At 72.2% G+C, this 23,959-nt stretch carries 27 protein-coding genes and 1 tRNA gene; 17 read left to right on the top strand and 11 right to left on the bottom strand.

Annotation, left to right across the window (positions count from 1 at the left end; translation table 11 throughout):
- Positions 1–136 precede the first annotated feature (136 nt).
- Both Z052_RS11625 and Z052_RS11620 read left to right on the top strand, forming a co-directional pair.
- Entirely contained in the window at positions 137–1,315 is a 1,179-nt protein-coding gene (locus Z052_RS11625; RefSeq protein ID WP_099289035.1) for a signal peptidase I, read from the top strand.
- A gap of 3 nt (positions 1,316–1,318) precedes the next feature.
- Complete coding sequence (locus Z052_RS11620) at positions 1,319–2,602, top strand: DUF5305 domain-containing protein (protein WP_049932335.1); 1,284 nt, start codon at positions 1,319–1,321, stop codon at positions 2,600–2,602.
- A 50-nt stretch (positions 2,603–2,652) separates the two neighbouring features.
- On the opposite strand, the gene Z052_RS11615 is transcribed toward Z052_RS11620, so the two are convergent.
- Together Z052_RS11615 and Z052_RS11610 are read right to left on the bottom strand one after the other, a co-directional pair.
- On the bottom strand, positions 2,653–3,549 hold the full coding sequence (locus Z052_RS11615) for an NAD(P)-dependent oxidoreductase (RefSeq protein ID WP_094580180.1): 897 nt from the start codon (positions 3,547–3,549) through the stop codon (positions 2,653–2,655).
- Between the two features lie 75 nt (positions 3,550–3,624).
- Positions 3,625–3,819, bottom strand: coding sequence for a heavy-metal-associated domain-containing protein (locus Z052_RS11610; protein ID WP_007344879.1), 195 nt, complete (start codon positions 3,817–3,819; stop codon positions 3,625–3,627).
- A gap of 156 nt (positions 3,820–3,975) precedes the next feature.
- On the opposite strand from Z052_RS11610, the gene Z052_RS11605 reads away from it, so the two are divergent.
- Both Z052_RS11605 and Z052_RS11600 read left to right on the top strand, forming a co-directional pair.
- A complete protein-coding gene (locus Z052_RS11605) occupies positions 3,976–4,566 on the top strand; it encodes an AsnC family transcriptional regulator (protein WP_099289034.1) in 591 nt (196 codons plus the stop codon).
- Positions 4,567–4,633: 67 nt separating this feature from the next.
- Positions 4,634–4,784, top strand: a tRNA-Gln gene (locus tag Z052_RS11600).
- A 50-nt stretch (positions 4,785–4,834) separates the two neighbouring features.
- Here Z052_RS11600 and Z052_RS11595 read toward each other — a convergent pair.
- A complete protein-coding gene (locus Z052_RS11595; RefSeq protein ID WP_094580181.1) occupies positions 4,835–5,260 on the bottom strand; it encodes a low molecular weight phosphatase family protein in 426 nt (141 codons plus the stop codon).
- 148 nt (positions 5,261–5,408) lie between these two features.
- Between Z052_RS11595 and Z052_RS11590 the strand changes: the two genes are divergently transcribed.
- Complete coding sequence (locus Z052_RS11590; protein WP_049932342.1) at positions 5,409–5,897, top strand: hypothetical protein; 489 nt, start codon at positions 5,409–5,411, stop codon at positions 5,895–5,897.
- A 52-nt stretch (positions 5,898–5,949) separates the two neighbouring features.
- Here Z052_RS11590 and Z052_RS11585 read toward each other — a convergent pair whose 3' ends face one another.
- Complete coding sequence (locus Z052_RS11585) at positions 5,950–6,408, bottom strand: hypothetical protein (protein ID WP_049932345.1); 459 nt, start codon at positions 6,406–6,408, stop codon at positions 5,950–5,952.
- 98 nt (positions 6,409–6,506) lie between these two features.
- Here Z052_RS11585 and Z052_RS11580 point away from each other — a divergent pair, with 98 nt between their 5' ends.
- From Z052_RS11580 to Z052_RS11560, 5 genes are read left to right on the top strand one after another with little or no spacing between them, the layout of a single operon-like run.
- Positions 6,507–7,061, top strand: coding sequence for a helix-hairpin-helix domain-containing protein (locus Z052_RS11580; protein ID WP_094580182.1), 555 nt, complete (start codon positions 6,507–6,509; stop codon positions 7,059–7,061).
- Positions 7,062–7,120: 59 nt separating this feature from the next.
- The gene (locus tag Z052_RS11575) at positions 7,121–8,782 is read left to right on the top strand and encodes an anthranilate synthase component I family protein (RefSeq protein ID WP_099289033.1); all 1,662 of its coding nucleotides are present in this window, start codon (positions 7,121–7,123) and stop codon (positions 8,780–8,782) included.
- On the top strand, positions 8,779–9,450 hold the full coding sequence (locus tag Z052_RS11570) for an aminodeoxychorismate/anthranilate synthase component II (protein WP_241897931.1): 672 nt from the start codon (positions 8,779–8,781) through the stop codon (positions 9,448–9,450). The genes Z052_RS11575 and Z052_RS11570 overlap by 4 nt, the downstream gene beginning before the upstream one ends.
- Positions 9,443–10,381 (top strand): aminotransferase class IV, encoded by a 939-nt coding sequence (locus tag Z052_RS11565; RefSeq protein WP_094521396.1) that lies wholly within the window; start codon positions 9,443–9,445, stop codon positions 10,379–10,381. Before Z052_RS11570 ends, Z052_RS11565 begins: the two co-directional genes overlap by 8 nt.
- Positions 10,382–10,437: 56 nt before the next feature.
- On the top strand, positions 10,438–10,908 hold the full coding sequence (locus Z052_RS11560) for a Rieske 2Fe-2S domain-containing protein (RefSeq protein ID WP_049932353.1): 471 nt from the start codon (positions 10,438–10,440) through the stop codon (positions 10,906–10,908).
- 38 nt (positions 10,909–10,946) lie between these two features.
- Here the strand turns inward: Z052_RS11560 and Z052_RS11555 are convergent, their stop codons facing one another.
- Positions 10,947–11,390, bottom strand: a complete 444-nt coding sequence (locus Z052_RS11555; protein ID WP_049932494.1) for a DUF5788 family protein — start codon at positions 11,388–11,390, stop codon at positions 10,947–10,949.
- Positions 11,391–11,507: 117 nt separating this feature from the next.
- Here Z052_RS11555 and Z052_RS11550 point away from each other — a divergent pair, with 117 nt between their 5' ends.
- Positions 11,508–12,302, top strand: coding sequence for a YkgJ family cysteine cluster protein (locus tag Z052_RS11550; protein WP_094521397.1), 795 nt, complete (start codon positions 11,508–11,510; stop codon positions 12,300–12,302).
- Positions 12,303–12,356: 54 nt separating this feature from the next.
- On the opposite strand, the gene Z052_RS11545 is transcribed toward Z052_RS11550, so the two are convergent.
- From Z052_RS11545 to Z052_RS11535, 3 genes are all read right to left on the bottom strand, one after another.
- Positions 12,357–13,280, bottom strand: a complete 924-nt coding sequence (locus Z052_RS11545; protein WP_094521398.1) for a dihydrodipicolinate synthase family protein — start codon at positions 13,278–13,280, stop codon at positions 12,357–12,359.
- 85 nt (positions 13,281–13,365) lie between these two features.
- Entirely contained in the window at positions 13,366–14,469 is a 1,104-nt protein-coding gene (locus tag Z052_RS11540; protein WP_094521399.1) for a polymer-forming cytoskeletal protein, read from the bottom strand.
- Between the two features lie 38 nt (positions 14,470–14,507).
- A complete protein-coding gene (locus Z052_RS11535; RefSeq protein ID WP_094580186.1) occupies positions 14,508–16,112 on the bottom strand; it encodes a cytochrome P450 in 1,605 nt (534 codons plus the stop codon).
- Positions 16,113–16,203: 91 nt separating this feature from the next.
- Between Z052_RS11535 and Z052_RS11530 the strand changes: the two genes are divergently transcribed.
- Together Z052_RS11530 and Z052_RS11525 are read left to right on the top strand one after the other, a co-directional pair.
- Positions 16,204–16,752, top strand: coding sequence for a helix-turn-helix domain-containing protein (locus tag Z052_RS11530; protein ID WP_099289032.1), 549 nt, complete (start codon positions 16,204–16,206; stop codon positions 16,750–16,752).
- 115 nt (positions 16,753–16,867) lie between these two features.
- The gene (locus Z052_RS11525; RefSeq protein ID WP_049932362.1) at positions 16,868–17,278 is read left to right on the top strand and encodes a TRAM domain-containing protein; all 411 of its coding nucleotides are present in this window, start codon (positions 16,868–16,870) and stop codon (positions 17,276–17,278) included.
- A gap of 85 nt (positions 17,279–17,363) precedes the next feature.
- Here the strand turns inward: Z052_RS11525 and Z052_RS11520 are convergent, their stop codons facing one another.
- Together Z052_RS11520 and Z052_RS11515 are read right to left on the bottom strand one after the other, a co-directional pair.
- Positions 17,364–18,083 carry a class I SAM-dependent methyltransferase gene (locus tag Z052_RS11520; RefSeq protein WP_094580187.1) on the bottom strand — a complete coding sequence of 240 codons (720 nt, stop codon included), beginning with the start codon at positions 18,081–18,083 and terminating at the stop codon, positions 17,364–17,366.
- 133 nt (positions 18,084–18,216) lie between these two features.
- Positions 18,217–18,609 carry a PPOX class F420-dependent oxidoreductase gene (locus tag Z052_RS11515; protein WP_049932365.1) on the bottom strand — a complete coding sequence of 131 codons (393 nt, stop codon included), beginning with the start codon at positions 18,607–18,609 and terminating at the stop codon, positions 18,217–18,219.
- 151 nt (positions 18,610–18,760) lie between these two features.
- Here Z052_RS11515 and Z052_RS11510 point away from each other — a divergent pair, with 151 nt between their 5' ends.
- The 4 genes from Z052_RS11510 (at position 18,761) to Z052_RS11495 (ending at position 21,349) form a co-directional block, all read left to right on the top strand.
- Entirely contained in the window at positions 18,761–19,033 is a 273-nt protein-coding gene (locus Z052_RS11510; protein WP_008004753.1) for a helix-turn-helix domain-containing protein, read from the top strand.
- Between the two features lie 103 nt (positions 19,034–19,136).
- Entirely contained in the window at positions 19,137–20,225 is a 1,089-nt protein-coding gene (locus Z052_RS11505) for a glycosyltransferase (RefSeq protein ID WP_099289031.1), read from the top strand.
- Between the two features lie 46 nt (positions 20,226–20,271).
- Positions 20,272–21,090 (top strand): imidazole glycerol phosphate synthase subunit HisF, encoded by an 819-nt coding sequence (gene hisF / locus Z052_RS11500; RefSeq protein ID WP_099289030.1) that lies wholly within the window; start codon positions 20,272–20,274, stop codon positions 21,088–21,090.
- A 73-nt stretch (positions 21,091–21,163) separates the two neighbouring features.
- Positions 21,164–21,349, top strand: coding sequence for a hypothetical protein (locus tag Z052_RS11495; RefSeq protein ID WP_099289029.1), 186 nt, complete (start codon positions 21,164–21,166; stop codon positions 21,347–21,349).
- Between the two features lie 428 nt (positions 21,350–21,777).
- On the opposite strand, the gene Z052_RS11490 is transcribed toward Z052_RS11495, so the two are convergent.
- Positions 21,778–23,946 (bottom strand): glucan 1,4-alpha-glucosidase, encoded by a 2,169-nt coding sequence (locus tag Z052_RS11490; RefSeq protein WP_099289028.1) that lies wholly within the window; start codon positions 23,944–23,946, stop codon positions 21,778–21,780.
- Between the last annotated feature and the right edge of the window lie 13 nt (positions 23,947–23,959).

The following is a 23,959-nucleotide window of genomic DNA, read 5'->3' as shown; positions in this document are numbered from 1 at the left end:
TCCGGTTCGCCGCCACCCACGAAGTTATAAGGACACGCCGCCGTTCAGCGATCGACGACTACCTGACGGCCGCGCGACAGGTACCGCCTCGCGGCGGTCGCCGCCCCGAGTCCGTCTCCGAGCCGAGTTCGACACCATGTCACTCAAACGAACGCTGTCCGTCGCGCTCCAAGCGGCCGCGGTGCTGGTCGTCGTCTCGCTGGTCGTCGGACAGCTCCTCGGCCAACCGGTCCTCCTCAGCTACGTCGAGACCGGGAGCATGCAGCCGACGCTGGCTCCCGGCGACGGGTTCGTGGCGATCCCGGCACAGCTCGCGGGCGGGATCGGGCCGGGCGACGTGGTGACGTTCGAGGCACAGGAGATCCAGGGCGGCGGGCTGACGACCCACCGGGTCGTCGAGGAGGCCGAGCGGGGCTACATCACTCGGGGAGACAACAACCCGTTCACCGATCAGGACGGCGGCGAGCCGGTCGTTCAGGACGCGGACGTGGTAGCGAAGGCGCTCCAGATCGGCGGCAGCGTCGTCGTGATCCCGCACCTCGGGACCGTCGCTATGGGGTTCCAGTCCGCGTTACAGTCCGTCCAGACGTGGCTCGCGGTGACGTTCGGCGTCCGTTCGTTCCAGGGAACGCAGGGGCTCGCGTACATCATCTTTGGGCTGTCGCTCGTCGCCTACGCGGTCGACTGGTATCTCAACGCCGGCTCGCGCGACCGCGACTCGCGCGACCGCGACTCGCGCGACCGGTCGCGCGACGACGGCACCTCCGTGCTGGCGATCCTCGGCGCGCTGGCGCTGGTGCTGGTGGCCACCGCGACGGCGGCGATGGTCCTCCCGGCCGGCACGCAGGAGTACGGCGTCGTGAGCGCCGAGTTCGAGTCCGAGAACCCGACCGTCATCGAGCGCGGCACGAGCCAAGAGATCGAGTACGTCGTCCCCAACGCGGGGCTCGTCCCCGTGTACGCGTACGTCACGCCGGCGAGCCCGGGCGTCGACGTCGAGCCGGAGCGGCTCTCGGTCGCCAGTCGCGGCGAGGCCTCGACGACGGTGACGCTGTCCGCGCCCGACGAGACGGGATACTATCGGCTGTTCGTCGTCGAACACCGCTACCTCGCCGTGCTGCCGCCCGGCATCGTCGACGAGCTGTACGGCGTCCACCCCTGGGCGCCGCTCGTCGAAATAAACGGGCTGCTCGGCGGCGGTATCGTCGGCGTCGGCCTCCTGCTCTTACGCGGCGAGCCCGCGCGGATCCGGTCTCGCGACTCCCGCGAGCGCCCCCCGCTCTACAAGCGACTCCTCCGCGAGCTCTACAGGTAACACATGTCTTCAGAACCAAACGAACGTCGACTCAGACTCCGCGCCGTGCTGAACGCACAGTCCGCCGCGATCCTCGCGGTCTGCCTCCTCCTCGCCGCGGCCGGCGCGGGGCTCGTGTACACGACGCACGTCGACCCCGGCACGGAGACGGAGCGCCGGACGGTCTCCTCGCTGACCGTCGAAAGCGAGTACCGCCACAGCGCGACCGTGACGGAGCCGAACACCGTCTTCGAGACCGGCGCGGTGCTGGACGGCCGCGACACGTACTTCACGCGGATCGCGCCCGAGCTCGACGTGAACGTGACGACGAGCTACGCGGCGTCGACCGCGGAGAACGTCACCGTCCAGCTCGACTCCGCGCTCGTCATCCGCAACGTCGGCGATGAGGGGACCGTCTACTGGCGCGAGACGGAACCGATCGCGTCGGAGACGGCCGCCAACGTCGCGCCCGGCGAGACGGTGGACGCCTCCTTCGAACTCAACAGCACCGCGATCGACGGGCGCGTGGCGTCGATCGAAGAGCAGCTCGGCGCCTCGCCGGGGGAGACGGAGACGTTCGTCACGACCGAGGTGGCCGTCGACGGGTCGATCGGCGGGGTTCCGACCGCGTCGACGCAGACGCTCGACATGACGGTCACGCACGGGGGCGACACCTACTCCGTCTCCGAGCCCGGCGTCCGGTCCGACACAACCGAGCGGACCGAGTCGGTGAGCGTCGAGCGGGAGTACGGCGTGCTCCGGTCGCTCGGGGGTCCCCTCCTCCTGCTCGCGGGGCTCGTCGGCGCCGGCGGCACCGCGTACGCGACGCGGGAGTTCGACCTCGCGCTCACGCCCGCGGAGCGCGCGTACCTCTCGTACCGCGACGACCGCTCCGAGTTCGCGGAGTGGATCACGACGTTCCGCCTCCCCGCGTCGGTCCACGAGCGTCCGACCGCCGAGGCGGGGTCGCTCCGCGACCTCGTCGACTTCGCGATCGACAACGACACCGGCGTCGTGGAGGACCCCGAGACCGGCGCGTTCCACGCCGTCGCCGGGGAGTTCGTCTATACCTATCGCCCGCCCGAGCCGACGGTCGAGGACGGTGACACTGCCGACGAGGACACGGTCGGCGGTGAGGGAGCGATCGGCGATGAGGAGACGGTCGACGACGCGGGAGCGGTCGGCGCCGCCGACTCGATGACGGCCATGACCGAGGGTGCGGACTCGACCGCGGCCGGCGCGGCGCCCGCCGAGGACGGCGACTCGCCGGGTGACGCGGCCGACTCGGAAGACCCGGCCGACGACTGAGCCTGACGTCCCCCGAACACCCCGGCTCGACCGCGATCCCCCCGCCTCGATCACCCGTCGTCGCGTTCCGCTCCCCGCTCTGCGCCGTCGCGCCACGAGTGGTCCGGTTCCCACCCGAGCAGGCGCTTCGCCTTCGAGCAGTCGAAAATCGACTCGTCGCCGTCGAGGTCGCACTCCGCGGGGAGTTCGCCGCGGACCGCCTCGATCGTCGCCGCGGTGTCGCGACCGAGGAAGTTCTCCGCGGCGACGATCAGCACCGCCTCGTGGCCGTCGACCGCTGTTTCGGGGTCGATCGCGGCCTCGACCGCCGCGACCACGTCGCGCACGTCGACGTACGACCAGCAGTTCCCGCTCGGAGCCGCGGTCGCGGGGTCGAACGTCTCGCGCGCCTCGCGGCGCCGCTCGTCGCCCGGGAACGTGACCCACGAGAGGCGCAGCGAGACGGCGGGGACGCCGTGTCGGCGGGCCGCCGCGGCGGCCACCTCCTCGCCGACGACCTTTGAGAGGCCGTACGGGTCCTCGGGCCGGGTCGGCGTCTCCTCGTCGATCGGGAGCCGGTCGGGCAGCCAGTCGTCCGCCGCGAAGACGGTGCCGTAGCAGCTCTCGCTCGACGCCCAGACGATCCGCGCGCCCGCGGCCCCGGCGGCGTCGAAGACGTTGTACGCGCTCTCGACGTTGTTCGCGAACACGCGCGACCCGGCGTGGTCCTCGGGGTGCGGGATCGCGGCGAGGTGGACGACCGCGTCGGGCGCGGCCGCGTCGACCACCTGTCGCGTCTCGCCGTAGTCGGTGAGGTCCGCCGCCACGTAGTCGACGCCGTCCCGGCGCTCCTCAGTCGGCGGCGCTTCGCGGTCGACGGCGACGACCTCGCGGCCCGCGTCGGCGAGCGCGTCGACCGTCCACGCGCCGACGCCGCCCGCGCCCCCGGTGACGAGTACGCTGTCCATGTCTCGGCGAGCGCGCTCGGGCGAAAAAAGTCGGCGGTTCGGGGTGTGCGGTGCTCCGTCCGCACGTCGGGTCTCCTACGCCGACGCCTCGTAGCCGGCGTCCTCGATGGCGGCCACGACCGCGTCTACGTCCACGTCGCCCTCGACGGTCGCGGTGCCCGCCTCGTGGTCCGCGCTCGCGGACTCGACGCCCGGCAGCTCGCCGAGCGCGTCGGTCACGTTGTCCTCGCAGCCGGTACACGACATCCCGTCGACGTCTATCGTCGTCATGGGCGCCCGTTCGCGTCCCGGGCACAACTGCCTTTCCGTCGCCCCCGACGCCGACCGGTTTCCCCGCCACCGTCCCGTGTTCCCGACGCCGACCGGGTCCCGCGACCGCCCGCCCCTCCCGGACGCCTTTTGCCCGCGCCGGGTGAACGCTCGCCCATGCGAACGCTCGACGAGACGGACCGGGAGATCATCCGGTTGCTGCTGGCCGACGCGCGGCGCCCGTACAGCGATATCGCCGAGCGCGTGGACCTCTCCGCGCCCGCGGTGTCGGACCGGGTCGACCGGCTACGCGAGGTGGGCGTCATCGAGGGATTCACGCTTCGGATCGACGGTGACGCGCTCTCTGACGGGCTGCGGGTCCTCGCGACGCTCGCTGTCGCGCCCGCGGACGCCGAGCGCGTTCACGCGGCGGTCGCGAGCCACGAGCGCGTCGAGCACGCGTTCCTCACCGCAGACGGCGAGGTGACGGTCGTCGCACGCGTCGAGGAGGGGATCGCTCGTGACCTCGTCGACGACGCGGTCGGACTGGCGGCCGTGCGCGACCTGTCGGTGCGGCTGCTCGACGCCCACGAGTGGTCGCCCGCGGTCGGCGACGCGGACCTCGCGGTCGAGTGCGTCGAGTGCGGCAACACCGTCACCGCCGAGGGGGAGTCGGCCCGGATCGACGGGACGCTGTACCACTTCTGTTGCGGCTCCTGTCGCGAGAACTTCGAGGAGCGGTTCGACCGGATCGAGGAGGGGGCGTAGCCGGGGCCGTCCCAGTCTCGTCGCGGAGAGTAACGTACTTGAGTGCCCGTCGGTTAGCCGAATACGAAGTCCCGTGGTGTAGTGGCCAATCATAATGGCCTTTGGAGGGAATCCGTCCGCGTCTGCGGCTCACGCGCGGCTGTCGGGTGTTCCATCAAGAACGCCCGTCGGATGCCCGAAGTCAGCCATTGACGGCGGTTCGAATCCGCCCGGGACTATTTCCGTCGAGAGAAACCCCCGAGTCGCACGGATACGCGGCCGGAGCCGCCTACTCCTCGCCAAAGAACTCATCGAAGAGGTCGCGCACGCGCCCCTCGACCTCGTCGCGGATATCCCGGACACGATCGATATCCTGCCCGTGCGGGTCGTCGAGCGCCCAGTCGCGCCCCTCGACGCCGTCCGGGAGCGTCAGCGTCGAACAGCCCATCGTCGCGACCACGTCGCACGCGTCGAGCTCCGCGGTCGAGACCTCGCGGGGGACGCGGTCGGAGAGGTCGATGTCCACCTCCGCCATCGCCGCCACGACCTCGGGGTGGACCTCGTCCGCGGGGTGGGTCCCGCCGGTGACGACCTCCACGCGGTCGCCGAGGTCGCGCTCGCGGCGCTCGCGTTCGGCGAACGCGGCCGACATCTGGCTACGACCGGCGTTCTGTACACAGACGAACCCGAACGTGGCGACGTCGTCTTCGCTCACACCTGCGCGTCCCGTCACGCCCGATTAAGGGTTTCTAAGAGGGATATAGAGTGGTATATACCCGACGCGGAAGACGCCGGGTCTCGCGGACGCCTTCCGGTCCGGAGCTACCTGTGTCATTTTTTACCATGCGGATCGTGGACGACTTATGGACATCCCAACCTACCGGGAGGCGGTCGCCGCGAACCGCCGCCGACACGGCTTCGAGGCGGTCGACGCGGACGTAGACGGACTCGACCACCTGTGGGAGACTCGCGAGACGGACGACACGCTCGGCGACGTGGCGGTGTTCGCGGCGCTCGTCGAGGCGGACGAGACGGACGCGGAGACGCTCGTCGACACCGCGTCGGCGTTCCGCGACGTGCTCGTCGACCGGATCGACGCCCGACCCGAACGCGCCGACGGCGGCGAGTCGGCCACCCCGATCGGCTATGTGACGTTCGCGACGCCGGACCCCGACGCGTCGCTCCTCGGGGCGATGTCCGGGTTCACGGTTGCGAGGGGGCGGACGAACGTCTTCCCGCTCGTGTACGACACGGCGGCGGAGCGGCTCCACCGCCACGAGGTGCCGCGGCTGAAGGGGCGCGGGATCTACCGCCGACAGGCGGACGACGCCGAGCGGCTCTTCGAGGCGTAGCCCGGCCGGTGCGGCGCGGACATCCGTCAGCGACCGCCGCCGCTCGCGCTCCTCAGAACAGTCCCGGGCTGGCGAGCAGCCCCGCCGTGACGATGAGCCCGACGGAGACGGCGGACGCGCCGTAGAGGAACGGCTTGGCGTCGCGGGCGGGCTCGCGGAGCTTGTCGACGTCGAGCCCGTCGGCCAGCTTCGAGCCGGCGACCTCGACGAGGCCGGTGCCGACGAACCACAGGCCGAGCATCGTCAACACGAGGTGGCCGCGGGGCGTTCCCGTCAGCCCCTCGAAGGTGTACAGCGTCCCCGCCATGTGACCGCCGGTGAGGACGAACGCGAGGGCGCCGATCCGCGTGATCCAGCGCAGCCGACCGACGACCGAACCGAGCGCGGTCGTGCCGATGTCGCCCCGGAGCGCGGCGGGGAGAATCGCGAGGGTGACGAACAGCACGCTGCCGACCCAGAGGACGGCAAAGCCGACGTGGACCGACCACATCACGGGGTTGAGAACGTCCATACCGCCGGAACGGCCCGATCCCACTTATAAACACGCGAGACGGGACGACCGGATCCCGGCGACGGTTTTTAAATATCTCGCACGTGTAGCCGCGGGCAATGGCCCTACTTCAGAAGCTCAAAGAGAAGCTCGGCTTCGGGAGCGGTTCGAGCGAGCGGGAGTCCGGCGAGACAGAAGTGACCGTCGAGCGGGAGTCGGAACCGGCCGCTGACGCGACGGCTACGGAGCCGGCCGCCGGGAGCGAGTCGGCGGCCGCCGCGGACGAGGGCGACCCCGCGGCGACCGACGCCGACGACGGAGACGCCGAGGCCGACGCGGAACCGGTCGCCGCCGAGACGGAGGCCGCCGCCTCGACCGGGTCGCTCGTCGACGGCGAGGCGTCCGAGCCCGATGAGACCGCGACCGACGAGGCGGCCGAACAGGCGGAGGCCGCGGCCGGCGAGGGGGACGCAGTCGCGGTCGACAACGACGACCGCGGGCCGAGTGTCGAGGAGATCAAGGGCATCGGCCCGGCGTACGCCGAGCGCCTCGCCGGGATCGGGATCGAGACGATAGACGATCTCGCCGCGGCGGACGCGGCCGCCGTGGCCGAGGGGACGAGCGTCGGCGAGAAGCGCGCCGCGACGTGGATCGACCGCGCGAGCGAGTTCTGACGGCTGGGACGGGTCCGGTCGACCGCAACTGTTTCACCGCCACCGCCGAAGAGAGTCGCATGAACCGAACGGTACGCACCGACCGGGGCCGGTTCCGCGCGGTCGCGGCCGCGGCGCCGGACGGCGCCCGGGTCCCGGTCGAACTCCGGGTCGACGTCGACGACCCCTTCGCGGCCTACCGCCGGGCGCGGTGCGGCCCCGGCGGCGTCTTCTACGAGACGACCGGCGGCCAGTCCGGTTGGGGCTACTTCGGTGTCGACCCGGTCGAGCGGCTGACCGTCTCCGACGAGGCGGTCGTCGCGACCGCGAGCGGCGAGGGGAAGGGGTCGGGCGGCGACGCGCGGACGGCCTCCACCGGCGACTACCGGCGCCCGTCGCCCTCGCTGACGGCGCTAGAGGGACTCCTCGACGGCGAGACGCTGGCCCGCGGCGACTGCGACGTGCCGTACCCGTGCGGCGCGTTCGGCTGGCTCTCCTACGACGCCGCCCGCGAGCTCGAGGACTTCCCGCCGCCGGCGTCCGACGGTCCCGGAGCGGTCGACGACCGCGGCCTCCCGCGGCTCCAGGCCGCGCTCTTCGACCGGATCGCGGCGTGGGAGTGCCCTGTCGACGCCGACGGCGGTTCCGAGTCCGTCACGCTCCGAGTCACCGCCTGTCCGCGCGTCCCGGCAGGACTCGACGACCCCGACGCCGACCGCGACGCGCTCGACACGGTGTTCGACGGGGGCGTCGAGCGGGCGGCGGCGCTGATAGACCGTATTGAGGGTGGAGACCCGAGTTCGGGGCCAGTGCCCGACCCGGCCGCGGCCGGCGCGACCTTCGAGAGCGACGTGGGCCGCGAGGGGTACGCCGACGCGGTCCGCCGGGTCAAAGCGTACGTCCGTGAGGGCGACACGTTTCAGGCGAACGTCTCCCAGCGGCTGACCGCGCCCGCCGCGGTCCACCCGCTCGACGCGTACGACGCCCTGCGGACGGTGAACCCGGCCCCGTACTCCGGGCTGGTCGAGTTCGGCGAGCGCCCGAGCGGAGTCGACCTCGTGAGCGCGAGCCCGGAGCTCCTCTTGGAGCGCGAGCCGACCGACGACCCCGACCGCGGCGCCCGCCTCGTCACCGAACCGATCGCGGGGACGCGCCCCCGCGGGGAGACGGAGGCGGCGGACGCCAGGCTGGAGACCGAACTGACCGGCGACGAGAAGGAGCGCGCCGAACACGCGATGCTGGTCGACCTGGAACGCAACGACCTTGGCAAGGTGTCGCGGTTCGGTACCGTCGAGGTGAGCGAGTACCGCCGCGTCGACCGCTACAGCGAGGTAATGCACCTCGTGAGCCTGATCGAGGGGGAGGCGCGGCCCGACGTTGGGCTCGCGGACGCGGTCGCGGCCTGCTTCCCCGGCGGGACGATCACGGGCGCGCCCAAGCCCCGGACGATGGAGATCATCGACGAGCTGGAGCCGACCCGACGGGGCCCGTACACCGGGTCGATGTTCGCGGCCGGGTTCGACGGACGCGCGACGCTGAACATCGTCATCCGGACGCTCGTGCGCCGCGCCGCCGAGTACCACCTCCGGGTCGGGGCCGGGATCGTCCATGACTCCGACCCGGACGCCGAGTACGAGGAGACGCTCGCGAAGGCTCGGGCGCTGGTGAGCGCGGTCGACGAGGCGCTCGTCGCCGGCGAGATGGCGGTCGACGAACCCGCTGAGGGGGTGGCGGAGCGATGACGGTGGACGAGGCCGAGACGGGCGCTGGGCCCGATTCGGAGCCCGCGGCGGCGGGAGCCGGCTGGCGTCCCGGCGCTGGCGACGCCGACGCGCGGGTGCTCGTCGTCGACAACTACGACTCGTTCGCGTACAACCTCGTCCAGTACGTCGGCGAGGTCGCCGGCGCGGTGACGGTGCGCCGCAACGACGCGGTCGACCTCGCGGGGATCCGCGCGCTCGACCCGGACGGCGTCGTCGTCTCGCCCGGGCCGGGAACCCCGGCTGAGGCGGGCGTCTCGACGGCCGTCTTCGCGCTCGACCGCCCGGTGTTCGGCGTCTGTCTCGGCCACCAGGCGCTGTGCGCGAGCCGGGGGAGTCGGGTCGGCCACGCGCCGGAGGTCGTCCACGGGAAGCCCTCGACGATAACCCACGACGGCGAGGGCGTCTTCGCCGGCCTTCCCGACCGGCTCCGCGTCGGGCGGTACCACTCGCTCTCCGTCGAGCGCGAGGCCCTCCCGGACGAGCTGGTCGAGACCGCGCGAACCGACGAGGAGCGCGAGGTCGTGATGGGCGTGCGCCACCGCGAGAAGCCGCACGTCGGCGTCCAGTTCCACCCCGAGAGCATCCTCACGCCGCGCGGGAAGCGCATGGTCCGGAACTTCGTGGAGGTGTGCGAAGAGCATGAGTGACGACACCGACCGCTCGGCGGCGACCGGCGACGGCGAGCGACTGTACCACGTCGACGGCGACCTCGTCCCGGCCGCGGAGGCGACCGTCTCGGTGGAGGACCGCGGGTTCGCCTACGGGGACGCCGCCTTCGAGACGATACGCGCGTACGACGGCGACGTCTTCCGGTGGGACGCGCACGCGGCCCGGCTCGCCGACACCTGCGAGACGCTGAAGCTCGACCACGGGATCACCGACGCGGAGCTGAAACGCCGCGTCGACGAGACGCTCGCCGCGAACGACCTCGCGGACGCCTACGTCAGGCTCTCGATCACGCGCGGGACGCAGCCCGGCACGCTCGACCCGCGGCCCGAGGTCGACCCGACCGTGGTCGTCATCGCGAAGCCGCTCCCCCGGGGCGGTGTCGGGAGCGATCCGGTCCACGGCGGGCCCGCCGCGCTCCAGACGACCAAGACGCGCAAGCCCGCGAGCCGCGCGCTCCCGGCCGCGGCGAAGACGCACAACTATCTCAACGGAATCTTGGCCCGGCTCGAACTCCGCGTCACCGGCGCGGACGAGGCGCTCATGCTCGACCCCGACGGCAACGTCGCGGAGGGCGCGACCGCGAACCTCTTCTTCGCCGACGGGACAGCGCTCAAGACGCCCTCGCTGGACGGACCGATCCTGCCCGGCGTCACCCGGACGACGGTGATCGAACTCGCGGAGTCGGAGGGGATCCCGGTCGAGGAGGGGACGTACGCGCCGGACGCGGTCCGCGAAGCCGACGAGGCCTTCCTCACGAACTCCACGTGGGAGGTCCGCCCCGTGGCGACCGTCGACGGCATCGCGGTCGACGGCGACGGCGAGGGGGTCGCCGGCCCGCTCACGACGCTCCTCTCGCGGCTGTTCGACCGGCGCGTCGAAGAGCGGTACTACGACGGTGAGCGGCTGTGACGGGCGGCGGCCGGGGAACGCGCAACGTTCAAGCCGGTCGCCGGCCTCCCACGGACATGGACGAGAGCCGCCGGATCGCCGGCGTCGAGGAGGTCCCGGAGGAGAGCACGCTGCTCGCGACGCTGCGCCCTGTCGACTCCGAGGCGGTCGACGAGGGCGAGGGCGACCTCGGCGAAGGCGAGGACGGCGCGCCGGAGGTCGAGGCGGTCCTCACCCGGGCCGCGGGCGAGGTGCGCGCGTTCCGGAACTACTGCCAGCACTGGACGGACGTGCGCCTCGACAAGGACGACGGGGCCTTCGTGCGCAACGGCGAGGTGTTCTGCCAGAAGCACGGGGCCACGTTCGAGGCCGACGGCGGCTACTGTAACTTCGGGCCCTGCGAGGGGGCCGTCCTCGAGTCGGTGGGCGTCGCGGTGGCGGACGACGCGGTGTACCTCGACGACGACGCCTACGAGTTCGTCCGGCTCGGCCCCTCGGCCGGGAAGGGCGACGGTAGCGGCTCGCGGATCGACTTCACCGGGAACTGAGCCCTCGGCCGGCGAGCGCCGCCGCCGCCGCGCCCCGATCAGAAGCGCGTCCGACCGCCGCCGCCGGCGTCGTCGCGGCCGAGCGCCTTCTTCAGGAAGTTCATCCAGCGCTTCCGGTCCGCGGCCTCCTGCCGCTTCGCTTCCGTCTCCGGATCGGGGGCGTCGAGCCCCTCCAGCGCCTCCAGCGCGCGGTCGATCCCGATGATCGACGACGCCAGCGCCTCGCCCTCCTCGTAGCTCACCTCGTTCTCCTCGATCGGTTCGAGCCGGTCGAGGCGCTCGCGACGGAGGTTCCGCTTCGCGCGGTCGACGCGGTCGCGCTCGCCGGGCGGAATCGAGTCGCGGCGCTTGATCTCGAAGACGAACGACCGGAGGTCGATCGCCTCGCCCTGGATCTCGATCGACTCCGGGATTTCGACGCCGACCGTCGAGGACTCCCGGTTGACCCGTTCTAGGAGCTGTTTTCGCTCGTACTCCTTCACGCCCCCTCGGTAGGCAGCGGCCGCACTTCGCTCCTTCGCCCGGAGCGCGCCTGCCACCGAGGCGCCCCGGTGATCGGAAGGGACGAGGTTAACCGCGAGGCGTCGCAACGGGGGCGTATGGAATCGCTCGAAGCCGAACTCGCTGCCGCCCGCGACCTCGACGTCGGCGATCTCGCGGACGCCATCGAGTCCATCGGCTTCGAGTGTACGCGCTGTGGCGGCTGCTGTACCGGCTACGCCCCCGACGAGCCGGGCGGTGCGCCCGCGGGTGAGGGAGTCGACGAGACCGAGTCGGGCTGTCACGACGGTGCCGGTTCCGAGTCGGGCTGTCACGACGACGACGGCGACCGCGAGCCCCACACCGCGACCGTCTTCCCGGACGAGGTCCGCCGGGTCGCCGACGCCGCCGAAGCGGAGCCCGGCGAGGCGTACGACTGGCGCGACGTGGCCCGACCGATGCCGTTCGGGCTGGAACCGGACGCCGACGGCGAGCCGCGCGGCGAGACGTTCGAGTGGGCGCTCGCGACCGACGGCTGCGGCGACTGTACCTTCTACGAGGAGTCGGACGGCGAGGGCGCGTGTACGGTCCACGACGCCCGGCCGCTGATCTGCCGGACCTACCCGTTCAGCGTCGCCCTCGACGGGACGAGCCAGCCGATGGGCGAGGCCGTCGACGAGGCGGGCGTCGTCCGCGCCCACGAGTGCGAGGGGCTCGGCCGCGACATCTCCCGCGATGACGCCGAGGAGCTGGCCGCCGCATTGAAAGAGCGCGCGGTGCGCGAACTGGAGGAGGCAATCGGCGTCCGCGACGGCTACGACCCGACCGCCCGCAAGCGGACCGACGGCGATGTCGTCGTCTTCGACTCCGAGGGGCCGAAGGCGGCCGACGGGACACTGATCGGCGACGGGTAGCGGGCGAGGTGCGGTCGCGGGCGCGGTCGTTCGGAGGGCCCGTCCGCAGCGTTCTCAGACCACGTCCAGCGCCGCGTCCACGTCCGCGCGGATCTGCTCGCGCTCGGCCTCGTCCGGGAGCGTGAGCGGCGGCCGGACGCGGGGGTCGGGGACGAACCCGCGGTGCGCGGCCGCGACCTTCGTCGCCGGCGCGAAGCCGTGGTCGGCGCAGCGGGCGAAAAGCGGTGCGACCGCGCGGCGATGGCACGCAAGCGCGCGGTCGTCGTCCCCGTCGCGGATCGCCTCGGCGAGCGCGACGAATACCTCCGGGATCACCTGCGAGAGGGCGTGTATTCCGCCGTCGACGCCGATGCTCGCGCTCGGGTAGAGCTGCGCGTCGACGCCCTGGAACACGGCGAAGGAGTCCGGCGTCGCGGCGACCTTCGCTTCGAGGTCGGTGAGGTCGCCGGTCGTGTCCTTCATGCCGACGACCGACTCGCGACGCGCCAGGCCGGCGAGGGCGTCGAGGTCGATCGACTCGCCGACCGTCGCCGGGATGTCGTACAGGAGCACCGGGAGCGGGGCGTCGTCGACGACGGCCTCGAGGAACGCCCGCTGGCCCGCCGGTTCGGTCGACGCGTGGTAGTACGGGAGGGTGACGAGCCCCGCGTCGGCCCCGGCCGCCGCGGCGGCCGACAGGTGGTCGCGGACCCGGGAGACCGCGGTGTCGGCCGCGCCGGCGATCACCGGGACTCGGCCGTCGGCCGCGTCGACGACCGCCTCGACCACGGTCCGGCGCTCGCCGTCGGAGAGGCTGGCGAACTCGCCCGTCGTCCCGCAGGGGACCATCCCGTCGAGCCCGGCCTCGACGAGCGCGTCGACGTGGTTCGCGAGGGCATCGGCGTCGACGCCGCCGTCGGCGTCGACGCCGCCGTCGGCGTCGAACGGCGTGACGATCGGGGGCGACACGGCGGCGCGCGGGAGGTCCATCTCGTCCATGCGCCCCGGTTCGACGGGGTGAGAAAAAGTCCTTGCCGCCACGGAGGGGAGCGTCGGCGTCGAAAGCGCGACCTGGACCGCGCCGTCAGTCGACGCTCACTGCCCCCGGATCGGGGTCGGTTCCGCGGTCGCGACCGCGGTACCCGTCGTACAGTCCGAGCCCGAGCGAGCCGAGCCCAAGGAGTAGGACGAGCAACTCCGCGATCCCGCCGACCCACGGAACGAGCCCGATCAGCGCGACCGCGACGACGCCGACGAGCAGGGCGAGCCACCGGCTCGGGCTGCCGAGCCGGCCGAGGATCAACGAGCCGAGGGCGTACTGTCCGTAGACGGACCCGACCCAGATCGCGACGCCGTAGGCCGCGAAGCCGACGAGCGCCAGCGGGAGCCCGACGATCGTGATCGCGAGGAGCAGGAGGGCGACCGGGGCGACGACGAGCGCGAGGAGCCCGACCCCGCCGCTGACGAGCGGGTCGGTGCCGACGCGGTCTCCGACTGCCCGAGAGAATCGAGGGAACGCGAACAGGAGGACCACACCCAGTACGAGGTTGGCGACGGCGCCGTAGACGGTGCCGACCCACGAGGGCAGGAGGTCACCGCCGCCGGCGATCCCGCTCCCGCCGCCGTCGCCGAGGCTCGGGTCCTCCACGACGCCGCCGGCGACCGACGCGTCCGGACTCCGGGTGAACGTCTCGGCGTCGTACCGGAACTCGCCGTCGACGGCCGCGTTCGGACCGAGGACGACCGAGTCGGCGCCCGCACGGACGTCGCCGCCAACCGCCCCGTCGACCGTTATCGAGCCCGCGCCGACGTCGAGCGAGCCGTCGATCCGCCCGGACTCCGTCAACTCGAAGGAGCCGGCCCCGACCTCTGCGTCGCCGCCGACCGTCCCCTCGACGACGACGGTCCCGGCGGCGGCCTGAACGTTCCCGCCGACGCGGCCCGTCTCGGCGATCCGGATCGACCCGGCCGCGCCGGAGACGTCCCCCTCGACGGTGCCGCGCACGACGATCGTCGCGGCCACGGTCTCGACGCCGTCGACCGTCTCGCCCTCGGCGATGACGACTGACCCGGAGGGGCTCTGTACCGACTGGGCCGCCGCGACTCCCGTCGCGAGCGGCGAGAGGAGCGCCACCGCCGCGAGGACGAGGGCGATCCGACGGCGCGTGCTGCTGTCTGAGCGGACCATACGCGAGGAATCTCTGTCGAAGTACATATGTGTATTTGTCAACTGGTATCGGACGGCTCGTTCGCGTCGAGCGGTTCCTCCAGCGTGCGAACGCGGACGCGGACCGGTCCGTCCGGTCGCGTGTTCACGCTCGCCCGCACCGAGAGGTCGGTCGTCACCGGCTCCAGCCGCAGCCGCCGGAGCAGCGTCGCGGTCGCGAGTCGGAGCTCCTGTCTCGCGAAGCGCATCCCGATACAGTGTCGCGGGCCGCCCCCGAACGGGAAGTACGCGTACTCGGGGCGCTCACCGACCGCCGGACCGGGAGCCTCGTCGCCGTGGACGGGCCCTCCCGCCTCGTCGCCGTCGGCGGGTCCCGCCGCCCCGTCGCGCAGCCAGCGCTCGGGGCGGTACGCGGTCGGGTCGTCCCACCACCGCCCGTCGCGGTGGACCGCCCACGGCGAGAGCGTCACGACGACCCCCGCGGGGACGCGGTACCCCCCGAGCCTCACCGCCTCGGTCGGCTCTCGGAAGAAGGTGTGGACGGGCGGATACAGCCGGAGCGCCTCGTCGACGGCCGCGGTCAACGCCGGGCACGCCCCGAGGTCGGCGGGGCGGGGGTCGCCGTCGAGCGCCGCGACCTCGCGCCGGACCCGCTCCTGAAATTCGGGTCTGTCGGCGAGACAATAGAGCGCGTACGTGAGCCCGAGCGCGCTCGTCTCGTGGCCGGCGAACAGGAACGTCACAGCGTTGTCGACGAGCCGGTCGTCGTCCATCGCCCCGAGCTCCGCGGCCGCGACGAGCGTGCCGAGGAGGTCGTCCGCGGCGCCCGGGTCGGCGGGCGGGCCGGCCGCGCGGCGCTCGGCGACGAGCGTTCGGATCGTCGACCGGAGCGCCCCGATCCGCCGCCGGTACCGACGGTTCGCCGGGGTCGGCACCCATTCCGGGAGGAACGAGGTCATCCGCCCGGTGTCGAACCGCTCGGTGACGCTCTCGGCGGCCGCCCGCACGGTCTCGCGCTCCCGTTCGACGTCGCTCCCGAGCAGGCTCTCGGCGAGGACGGCGAACGCGTAGTCTGTCGCCGCGGCGTGGACGTCGACGACTTCGCCGTCGTCCCACTGCGCCGCCGCGCGGCGCGCGTGGTCGACCATCGCGTCGCCGTACTCGGCCACCCGCTCGCGGAAGAACGCGGAGCGTACGGTCGTCCGCTGCTCCCGCCAGTCATCGTCCTCCGCGAGGAACAGGCCGTCGCCGAGGAGCCCGCCGAGCCGGGATCGGGGCATCTCGCCCTTCTCGTACCGGTCGTGGTCGTCGACGAGCACTCGGCGGACGGCCGTGGGATCGGTGACGAGGTAGCTCTCCGTCCCGAACACGTCGTACCGGACGACGCCGCCGTGGGCCGCGGCGCGGCGCCCGTAGAAGCCGAGCGCGTCGCTCGCCAGTTCGTGGACGTTTCCGAGCAGCGGAAGCCCCCCGGGCGCCGGCGGACGCGGCGCGTCGGGTTCGGCGCCGGCGCCGCGCTCGGGCAACGGACCGGAGCCGTCGGCGCCGCGATCGGTCGCGGGGCTGGAGCCGTCGGCGCCGCGATCGGTCGAACGACCAGCGTCGTCGGCGGCGCGTCTCGGCGGCGGTTCGGCGTCGTCGACTCGCGTCGGCTGCTCGCCCATACGGATCGATCCGCGGCGCGGCGGACTGAGTCTTGGCACGCATCTGTCCGTGTATTTTAACAGGAAGCGACCGGCACCGCGTGAGTGACCCATGCGCTACGTCCACGTCGACTTCGAGTTTCCGCCGGGAGTCAGACACCCGATGCACGACTTCCTCGACGGCGGCGACGACCGGCGGAGCGAGCTGGTGACGTGGCGGCGGCTGCCCGACGAGACGCTCGCGACGCTGTTCCGGGTCGCGGCCCCGCGCGAGCGGTACCTCGACCGGCTGCGGGATATCGCCGCGATCGAGCGGTTCGAGACGTCTCCCGGCGAGCCACCCTTCTACCTCAAGGCGTACGAGCGGCTGGGCGGGCCGACGGAGACGTTCCTCGACGCGTTCGTCGACACCGAGTTCCTCTCGGTCCCGCCCGTCGTGTTCCGGCCGGCGGGCCGGCTGTCGTTCGGACTGGTCGGCCCGCCGGAGCAGCTGCGCGACGCGCTCGCGGCCGTGCNNCGCGTCGGCTACTACGAGGTCCCGCGGACCGGATCTGTGGAGGACGTCGCGGCGGCCATCGACTGCTCGCCGTCGACCACGGGCGCACACCTCCGGAAGGCCGAGGCGGCGCTGGTCGACGCGTTTGTTGGCCGGTGGGAGTAGCGTCGCGACGCGCGACGGGTATATCCGGTCCCGATCGCGACGCGGGTCGATCCGGCCTGACTGTGTCGGCGGTACAACTATACTGGCCCGCGACTAGCCTTCGATGGAGTCTACTATGGAAATCTCCGAGAAGCTCCTCTGTCTGTTCAGCGCGGAAGTTCGCGAAACGGACGACGGCGAGTACGTCGTCGACGTCCCGAACCGAGAGATCGACGCCGGATCGCTGGAGCCCGGCGAGACGTACCGCGTCGCGCTCGTCGCCCGCGACGGGACCGAGGCGTCGGCTGGCGACGCCGACGAGACCGCCTCGCAAGCGGACGACGGGCCGCAGCCCCCGGTCGAGCCGGGTGAGATGCGGTACGTCGAGATCGAGGACCTCGGCAAGCAGGGCGACGGGATCGCCCGCGTCGAGCGGGGGTACGTGATCATCGTCCCCGACACCGAGGTGGGCGAGCGCGTGAAGATCGAAGTGACGGAAGTGAAGTCCAACTTCGCCGTCGGCGAGGTCGTCGAAGAGGCCGGCTGACCGGCGGCGAAGCGGGGAAGTGCCCCGGTGAAAACGAGACGGCAGGCCGCGGTGTCGTCGACGGGACAGGCCTGGCGCGTCGCGCTCACTCCTCGTCCGTCACCCGAGCGTCCCAGTACGACACCGAGGCGACGTAGTCGCCCGGAATCGTGTCGCCCGCGAGCTCGTCGAGGACCCGGAACGGCCTCGCGACCGGGCCGGGGAGTTCGCGGTAGAAGCCGTACGGCAACACGAAGTCGTGTTCCTCGTTCGCGAGCGTGAGACCCGCCTCGCCGAGCATCGCGGCCACCTGTCGCTCCGAGTAGAGCCGCGAGCCCATCGGGAGCAGCCAGGTGTACAGCGTCCGCAGGCTGCGGCTGTTGAACGTGTCGAAGAACACCTGATCGCGGCTGACCCGGCGCAGTTCCTCCGCGAACGGGACCGGGTCGTCCATCAGGTGGAAGAAGCGCATTGCGACGACCGTGTCGAAGTGGTCGTCCGGGAACGGGAGCCGCGAGGCGTCGCCGCGGAGGAACTCGACTGCGTCGGCGTGGCCGGCGGCGGCGACCTTCTTGCGGGCCTGTTCGAGCATCTCGCGGGAGACGTCGAGGCCGACCACGTCCGCGCCCTGGTCGGCGAGCATCGTCGTGAACCGTCCGGTGCCGCAGGCGACCTCCAGCACGCGGTGGCCCGGATCCATCGGCCCCAACGCGGCGAGGACGGCCTCCTTCTCCCGGCGGTCGATGAGCCGCCCGCCTCCCGAAAAGCGGACGTCGTCGTACTCTTCGGCGACCTCGTCGGCCTGGTACCAGTCCTGTCCCTTCACGTTGTCCGTGATGAACGCCGGACCGACAAAACCGTACTGGATGCGGTCCGGCGCCGACCCCGGTGCGGTCGGTCGGCTTCGACGCGACGGCGGTCGGGGCGAGCGCTCGAACGTTCGCCGAGAGCCCGGACTGTCAGCCGCTCGTGGCGACGTTCTCGGCCGGAATCTTGACGATGACTCGCGCGCCCTCCTCCTCGTCGTGGTGGGGGTACTCGTCGACGCCGAAGTACCGACGCGCGAGCTCGTCGATGTGTTCGCGCGCGCCCTCCTCGGTCAGCTTGGCCTCGCCGCGGACGGAGACGTACCGGTACGGGTCGTCGGGGTCGAGCACGCTGACGCCGACCTTCGGGTTCTCGCGGACGTTCCGCTCCTTCTGCCGCCCGCGGGCGGTGTTCACAAGGACGTACTCGCGGTCCTCGTGGTCGACCCACACCGGCGTCACGTGCGGGAGGCCGTCCGGCCCGACGGTCGCGAAGTGGGCGTACGACTCGGCTTCGAGGATGTCGACGTGAGACTCGGGGATCACGGGGTGAATGACGGGCCGCCCCCGGAAAACTCGCCTGATCGATCGTCTATGATAGCCCGGTGAGACGTGATATTAACACATTATATTATCACAGGCGGATTCCCCTATATGTAGCCAACCTTTACCACTACCCGTGGGATTCGTGTGAGACATGAGTACCAGTCCCGCGGAGACCGCTGACCAAGACCGCCTGTCCGAGTCTGAGTACCGCGACCGCCTGCGCGAGCTCCCCCCGAGCGCGAAGCTCGTGGCGAAGGTGCTGGAAGGGGACGCCCCCCTCTCGCAGGGCGGCCTCGCCGACGAGTCGCTGCTGCCCGACCGCACCGTCCGCTACGCGCTCAACCGCCTCGAGGAGGAGGGTCTCGTCGACTCGCGGTACAGCTTCAAGGACGCGCGCAAGCAGGTGTACTACCTGACCGTCTGAGCGGCTCGCGCGCCGTTGCCCCCGGCCCGCGATCGGTTCGGAGCCGACGCGGACCGGACACACACACAGTCCTTTTTACCTCCTCGCCCCGATAACGAGACGTATGGACCTCTCGGTCGTCGTCCCGACGCTCAACGGCCGGGACCGGTTGGCCGCCTGCCTCGACGCGCTGGCGGCCGACGCGCCCGACACCGAGGTGATCGTCGTCAACGGGCCCTCGGCCGACGGCACGACCGGCATGGTTCGCGACCGCGACGACGTCGACGTGTTGGTCGAGATCTCCGACCGAACGGTGAACGTCGCCCGCAACGCCGGCATCGAGGTTGCGACGGGCGACGCGGTCGCGCTGGTCGACTACGACAACCGGATCGAGCCGGGGTGGCGCGACGCGGTCGACGACGGCCTCGACGCGGCGCCCGTGGTCTCCGGGCCGGTGACGCCGATCCCGCCGGGCGGGACGAGCGCCGCGGAGCCGGGAATCGAGGCGGACGCGGTGGAGTCGGGGGGCGGGACCGACGCCGCGAAGACCGGGTCGGCCATTCCGGACGTCCCGGACGCCGGCGACCGGAGCGCGCCTGAGCGTAGCCGGATCGCGGGGCAGAACGTTACCTACTTCGAGAGCGGGAACGTCGCGTTCCGGCGGGACGCCCTCGACGAGCTCGACGGCTTCGACGAGTACCTCCGGGTCGGCGGCGCGCGCGACGCCGCGCACCGGCTCGCCCGCATGGACCGCGAGGTGGCATGGCGGCCGGGACTCGCCGCGCGGGAGGAGCTCCCGACCCCGACCGCGGCGGACGGCGGACGCAGCGCGAGCGAGTGGGGCTGGAAGTACCGGGGGCTCGCCTATCGGCTGCTGAAGAACTACGGCGCCCGCCCGACGGCCCTCCTCCGGACCGGGTCGCACGCGCTCGCCGACGCGGTTGCCGCAGCGAAGGACGTGGTCCGCGGCGAGTCGACCCCCACGCGGTGGGCCGCGACCGGGCGCGACGTACTCTTAGGCCTCGCCGGCGGGACCTCCGACGGGCTGGTCGCGCGGCGCCGGGACCGCGGCCCCGCCCGGAACCCGAACGGCATCTCGACGCGGGCCGACCGCGCCGTCGCGAAGTACGACCGGCGGGCGGAGCGGGACCGCGGCGAAACGGAAGGAGCGGAGGACGGCGACGAGCGGGCCGCGATCGACGACGCCGAGTGAGCCCCGCGCATTTTAACCGAGGGCGCGGTCAACGAACCGACAACGAATGGGACTCACGAAGCGTATCATCCCCTGTATCGACGTCGACCTCGACGAGGACGGCGACGCCGCGGTGTACACCGGGGTCAACTTCGAGAACCTGGAGTACACCGGCGACCCCGTCGAACTGGCGAAGAAGTACAACGAGGCGGGCGCCGACGAGTTCGTCTTCCTCGACATCACCGCCAGCGCCGAGGGGCGCGAGACGATGCTCGACGTGGTGAACCGGGTCGCAGACGAGTGTTTCATCCCGCTGACGGTCGGCGGCGGTATCCGCACCAAGGCGGACATCAAGGAGACGCTCCGGGCGGGCGCGGACAAGGTCTCGATCACGACCGGCGCATTGGAGCGCCCGGCGCTCATCGAGGAGGGCGCGGCCGCGTTCGGCAGCCAGTGTATCGTCATCTCCGTCGACGCGCGGCGGCGGTACGACGACGCCGGCGAGCACTTCTACGAGGACGAGGACGGGGAGACGGTGTGGTTCGAGTGTACGAAGAAGGGCGGCCGCGAGGGAACCGGGATCGACGCCGTCTCGTGGGCGAAGGAGGCCGAGGAGCGCGGCGCGGGCGAGCTGTTCGTCAACTCCATCGACAAGGACGGCACGAAGGACGGCTACGACGTCCCCCTGATGAAGGCGGTCGGCGAGGCCGTGTCGACGCCGCTCATCGCCTCCTCCGGCTGCGGCAGTCCCGAGGACATGTACGACGTGTTCACCGAGGCGGACGCCGATGCCGGCCTCGCGGCCTCCATCTTCCACTTCGGTGACTACTCGATCGAGGAGACGAAGGCGTACCTCGACGATCGCGGCGTCCCGGTGCGGCGCTAACTACTTTTGTAGTTTCTATTACTCACCGACTGAAACCAACAGTTATTATCCGACCGGGGATCAATCGTGACGTATGTCCACGTCCACGTCATCCGCGCGTGTTCGCGACGAGTCGCCCGAGCTCGTCTGTAAACGGACCGACGGCGACGGCGGCGGCGAGGTGACGTTCTTCGAGCGGGACGTCGACCCGGACGAGCGGACCACCCGGTGGATCACGGTCCGCGAGTCCGACTGCGTTCCCCGCGACGAGTGGCGATAATATCTGTTTGGCAGCGGCTTCGGCGTGTATTTATGAATCGGTGCTAGCGGAGCGGTCACGGATACCTCCAAAGCCCCAGCCGCGGGGCGGGCGCACGCTCGCTGTCGTTCGAAAGGCGCTTCGCGCCTTTCGTGATGACGGGACGCCGGGGGCGTCTCGAACCACGCTCCTCGGTCGCTCACTTCGTTCGCTCGTTATGGTACTTACGTCGCCTGCGCCCGTCCCGCGGCTGCCCCTTTGAGTCCCACCCGCACAGCGACCGCACCTCACGCCTCCCCAGCCTCGTCGGGCGCGTTCCGCGGGCTCCCTCCGGTCGCCCACGTCGTGCCCGACTCCCTCGCACGCGCACCTCGCGGCCGCCGGTGGCGGCCGCTCGGAGGCGCGCGCCGCTCCGCGGATTTGGTGTGTGAATAGTCGTCGGGGTTCGGTCAGTCGTCCGCGGTCGCGGCGTCGGCGAACTGCGGCAGTTCGTCGTCGAGCAGCGCGACCGTCGCCAGCCGGATCGCGTGCGGCCAGCCGAGCGGCGTCGCGCTGTCGGCCGTCCCGTCGTCGAAGTACTGCTCGGGGAGGTACGTCGTCGGCTCGCACAGCGTTCCGCCGGGCGAGACGTGCGCGAGCAGGTCGCGGGCCCGGGCCGCCATCTCGGCGGCGCGCGGGTCGTCTCGCGCCGCGAGCAGCGCGGCGAGCTCCGCGCAGGCGTTCGCCCCCCACGCCGTCGAGACCGTCCACACCTTCTCCGAGAGCTGGTCGGCCCGCCGCCAGCCGTCGCCCTCGTACCGGATCAGGCCGGCGATGTCGTCGGTCTCGTGGGAGAGGCCGTCAACGACCGTCTCGACGTGTGAGACCAGTCGGTCGAGGCGCTCCTCGTCGACCGCGCCGCCGGCTCCGGACCCGTCGCCCGCCGCGCCGAGCGCGTCGAAGGAGCGGTGCGCGGCCGCGAGTCCGAGCGTCGCCGAGTCGAGCCGATCGTCGATCCCGCCGTCGAGCGTCTCGCGGACAGCGTAGCAGCCGCGTTCGGGGACCCAGAGGTCGTCGAGCGCGTCGTACACCTCGCGGGCCCGGTCGCGGGCGTGCGCGGCGAGGTCGTCCGGGAGCGACGCCGCGCCGGGGACGGCGTCGGGGTCGTCGAGCGCGTCGACCGCGAGCCCCTCGCCGTGGCGGCCGAGCTCGCTGTACGCCTCGAGGAACGTCGCGGCGGTGTGGGCGAACCGGCCCGCGGAGTCCTCCCACGCGTTCTGACAGACGACCGGGCGGCCGTCCGGTTCGAGCGTGCGGTCGAGCCCAGCGAGCGCGGCGACGAGGGTCGAGTCGAGCCCCTCGACGTCGACCCCCGCCTCGCGGGCCCGCGCGAGGTACGCGACGACGCTGCCCGTCTGGTCTGCTTGGTAGTCGACGTCCGGCCCGTCCTCGATGCGCGCGTTCGCCCACCCGGGGGCGAGCGCGCCGTCGCGGGGCCACACTCGGTGGGGCCACGAGCCGTCGGGCCGTTGGGTGGCGACGTACATTTCGGCGGACCGCGCGTGCCAGTCGTCGAGGTCGAGGTCGACCGCGTCGGCGGCCCCGAGCAGGAAGCCGGATATCTCCGCGTCGTCGCGGAACCACGTGTAGCCGTAGCCGCCGGAGTGCTCGTAGTACGGGTCGAAGTCGGGGCCCGCGATCCGGAGCCCGGACGGCGCGGAGAGCAGCGAGAGGACCCGGAGGTCCGCGACGACCGACTCGCGGGCGGGAGCCGACTCGGGGACGGCTGGGAGCGCGTCCGCGGCCGCGTCCGCGAGCGCGTCGACGTCGTCGTGGTCGGCGAACAGCGCGTCGAGGCGCTCGCGGGCTGCCTCGCGGTCGGTCTCCGCGCGGTCCGTCAGGAGCGTGGCGACCGTCGCGACCCCGTCGTCGAACGGCACGTCGGCGATCACCTCGCCGGAGAGGCGCTCCTCCTCGTACCGGTCGCCGTCGCGGTCGCGCGGGAGCTCGGTCGGGTCGTCGGCGAGCAGCTCGGGGAACGTGGTCGGGAGCTGGCCGCGGAGGTCGGCGAAGCCGGTCGCGCTCGCGAGGAAGTCGTGCTCGTCGGCGTGGTACACCTCGACGGCGTCGTCGTATCGGAGCTGCCCCACGCGGTCGTCGCGGCCGTCCGGCGCGAAGCGGGCGTAGACGACGAGCGACGCGTCCGCGGGGTCGACGGCGGCCCCGTCGTCGTCCCCGTCTTCCGCGCCGTCGTCCCCGCTGCTCGCGCCGTCGAACTCGACCGCGGCCCGCGTGAGGTGCGCGTCGCCGAGCGTCACGTCGTGGCGGGTGACCGTCGCGCGCGGCGTCTCGTGGACCGTCTCGACCAGCGCGGTGTCGCCGACGTACCGCTGCGTCGTGTCGGCCTCGTCGAGCCACGTGACCTCGTCGCCGACGGCGAGCCCGATCCGGGACCGAACGAGCCCGGTCCGACCGGTCAGCGGGTAGCCGAAGTCGCGGAGTTCGCCGTCGTCGCCGACGTGGACGAGTCGACCGTCCCCGCCCGAAAACCGGCCGGAGACGGTGCGCCGCTCGCCGGGGAAGCGCGTCCCGTCGCCGGCGTGGCGCTTGTAGTCGTCGAGCGCGTCGCGAAGCTGCATTACGCGAACACAC

The sequence above is a fragment of the Halorubrum sp. C191 genome (genome assembly GCF_002727095.1).
Taxonomy (GTDB): domain Archaea; phylum Halobacteriota; class Halobacteria; order Halobacteriales; family Haloferacaceae; genus Halorubrum; species Halorubrum ezzemoulense.
The sequence above is the reverse complement of the archived record's forward strand: the minus strand, read 5'-3'. Positions and strand labels throughout refer to the sequence as shown.

Bases quoted from the DNA above. Each gene is read 5' to 3' on its own strand.
- Z052_RS11625 (WP_099289035.1), top strand. From the start codon at position 137: ATGTCACTCAAACGAACGCTGTCCGTCGCGCTCCAAGCGGCCGCGGTG.
- Z052_RS11620 (WP_049932335.1), top strand. From the start codon at position 1,319: ATGTCTTCAGAACCAAACGAACGTCGACTCAGACTCCGCGCCGTGCTG.
- Z052_RS11615 (WP_094580180.1), bottom strand. From the start codon at position 3,549: ATGGACAGCGTACTCGTCACCGGGGGCGCGGGCGGCGTCGGCGCGTGG.
- Z052_RS11610 (WP_007344879.1), bottom strand. From the start codon at position 3,819: ATGACGACGATAGACGTCGACGGGATGTCGTGTACCGGCTGCGAGGAC.
- Z052_RS11605 (WP_099289034.1), top strand. From the start codon at position 3,976: ATGCGAACGCTCGACGAGACGGACCGGGAGATCATCCGGTTGCTGCTG.
- Z052_RS11590 (WP_049932342.1), top strand. From the start codon at position 5,409: ATGGACATCCCAACCTACCGGGAGGCGGTCGCCGCGAACCGCCGCCGA.
- Z052_RS11585 (WP_049932345.1), bottom strand. From the start codon at position 6,408: ATGGACGTTCTCAACCCCGTGATGTGGTCGGTCCACGTCGGCTTTGCC.
- Z052_RS11580 (WP_094580182.1), top strand. From the start codon at position 6,507: ATGGCCCTACTTCAGAAGCTCAAAGAGAAGCTCGGCTTCGGGAGCGGT.
- Z052_RS11575 (WP_099289033.1), top strand. From the start codon at position 7,121: ATGAACCGAACGGTACGCACCGACCGGGGCCGGTTCCGCGCGGTCGCG.
- Z052_RS11570 (WP_241897931.1), top strand. From the start codon at position 8,779: ATGACGGTGGACGAGGCCGAGACGGGCGCTGGGCCCGATTCGGAGCCC.
- Z052_RS11565 (WP_094521396.1), top strand. From the start codon at position 9,443: ATGAGTGACGACACCGACCGCTCGGCGGCGACCGGCGACGGCGAGCGA.
- Z052_RS11560 (WP_049932353.1), top strand. From the start codon at position 10,438: ATGGACGAGAGCCGCCGGATCGCCGGCGTCGAGGAGGTCCCGGAGGAG.
- Z052_RS11550 (WP_094521397.1), top strand. From the start codon at position 11,508: ATGGAATCGCTCGAAGCCGAACTCGCTGCCGCCCGCGACCTCGACGTC.
- Z052_RS11545 (WP_094521398.1), bottom strand. From the start codon at position 13,280: ATGGACGAGATGGACCTCCCGCGCGCCGCCGTGTCGCCCCCGATCGTC.
- Z052_RS11540 (WP_094521399.1), bottom strand. From the start codon at position 14,469: ATGGTCCGCTCAGACAGCAGCACGCGCCGTCGGATCGCCCTCGTCCTC.
- Z052_RS11535 (WP_094580186.1), bottom strand. From the start codon at position 16,112: ATGGGCGAGCAGCCGACGCGAGTCGACGACGCCGAACCGCCGCCGAGA.
- Z052_RS11525 (WP_049932362.1), top strand. From the start codon at position 16,868: ATGGAAATCTCCGAGAAGCTCCTCTGTCTGTTCAGCGCGGAAGTTCGC.
- Z052_RS11510 (WP_008004753.1), top strand. From the start codon at position 18,761: ATGAGTACCAGTCCCGCGGAGACCGCTGACCAAGACCGCCTGTCCGAG.
- Z052_RS11505 (WP_099289031.1), top strand. From the start codon at position 19,137: ATGGACCTCTCGGTCGTCGTCCCGACGCTCAACGGCCGGGACCGGTTG.
- hisF (WP_099289030.1), top strand. From the start codon at position 20,272: ATGGGACTCACGAAGCGTATCATCCCCTGTATCGACGTCGACCTCGAC.
- Z052_RS11495 (WP_099289029.1), top strand. From the start codon at position 21,164: ATGTCCACGTCCACGTCATCCGCGCGTGTTCGCGACGAGTCGCCCGAG.
- Z052_RS11490 (WP_099289028.1), bottom strand. From the start codon at position 23,946: ATGCAGCTTCGCGACGCGCTCGACGACTACAAGCGCCACGCCGGCGAC.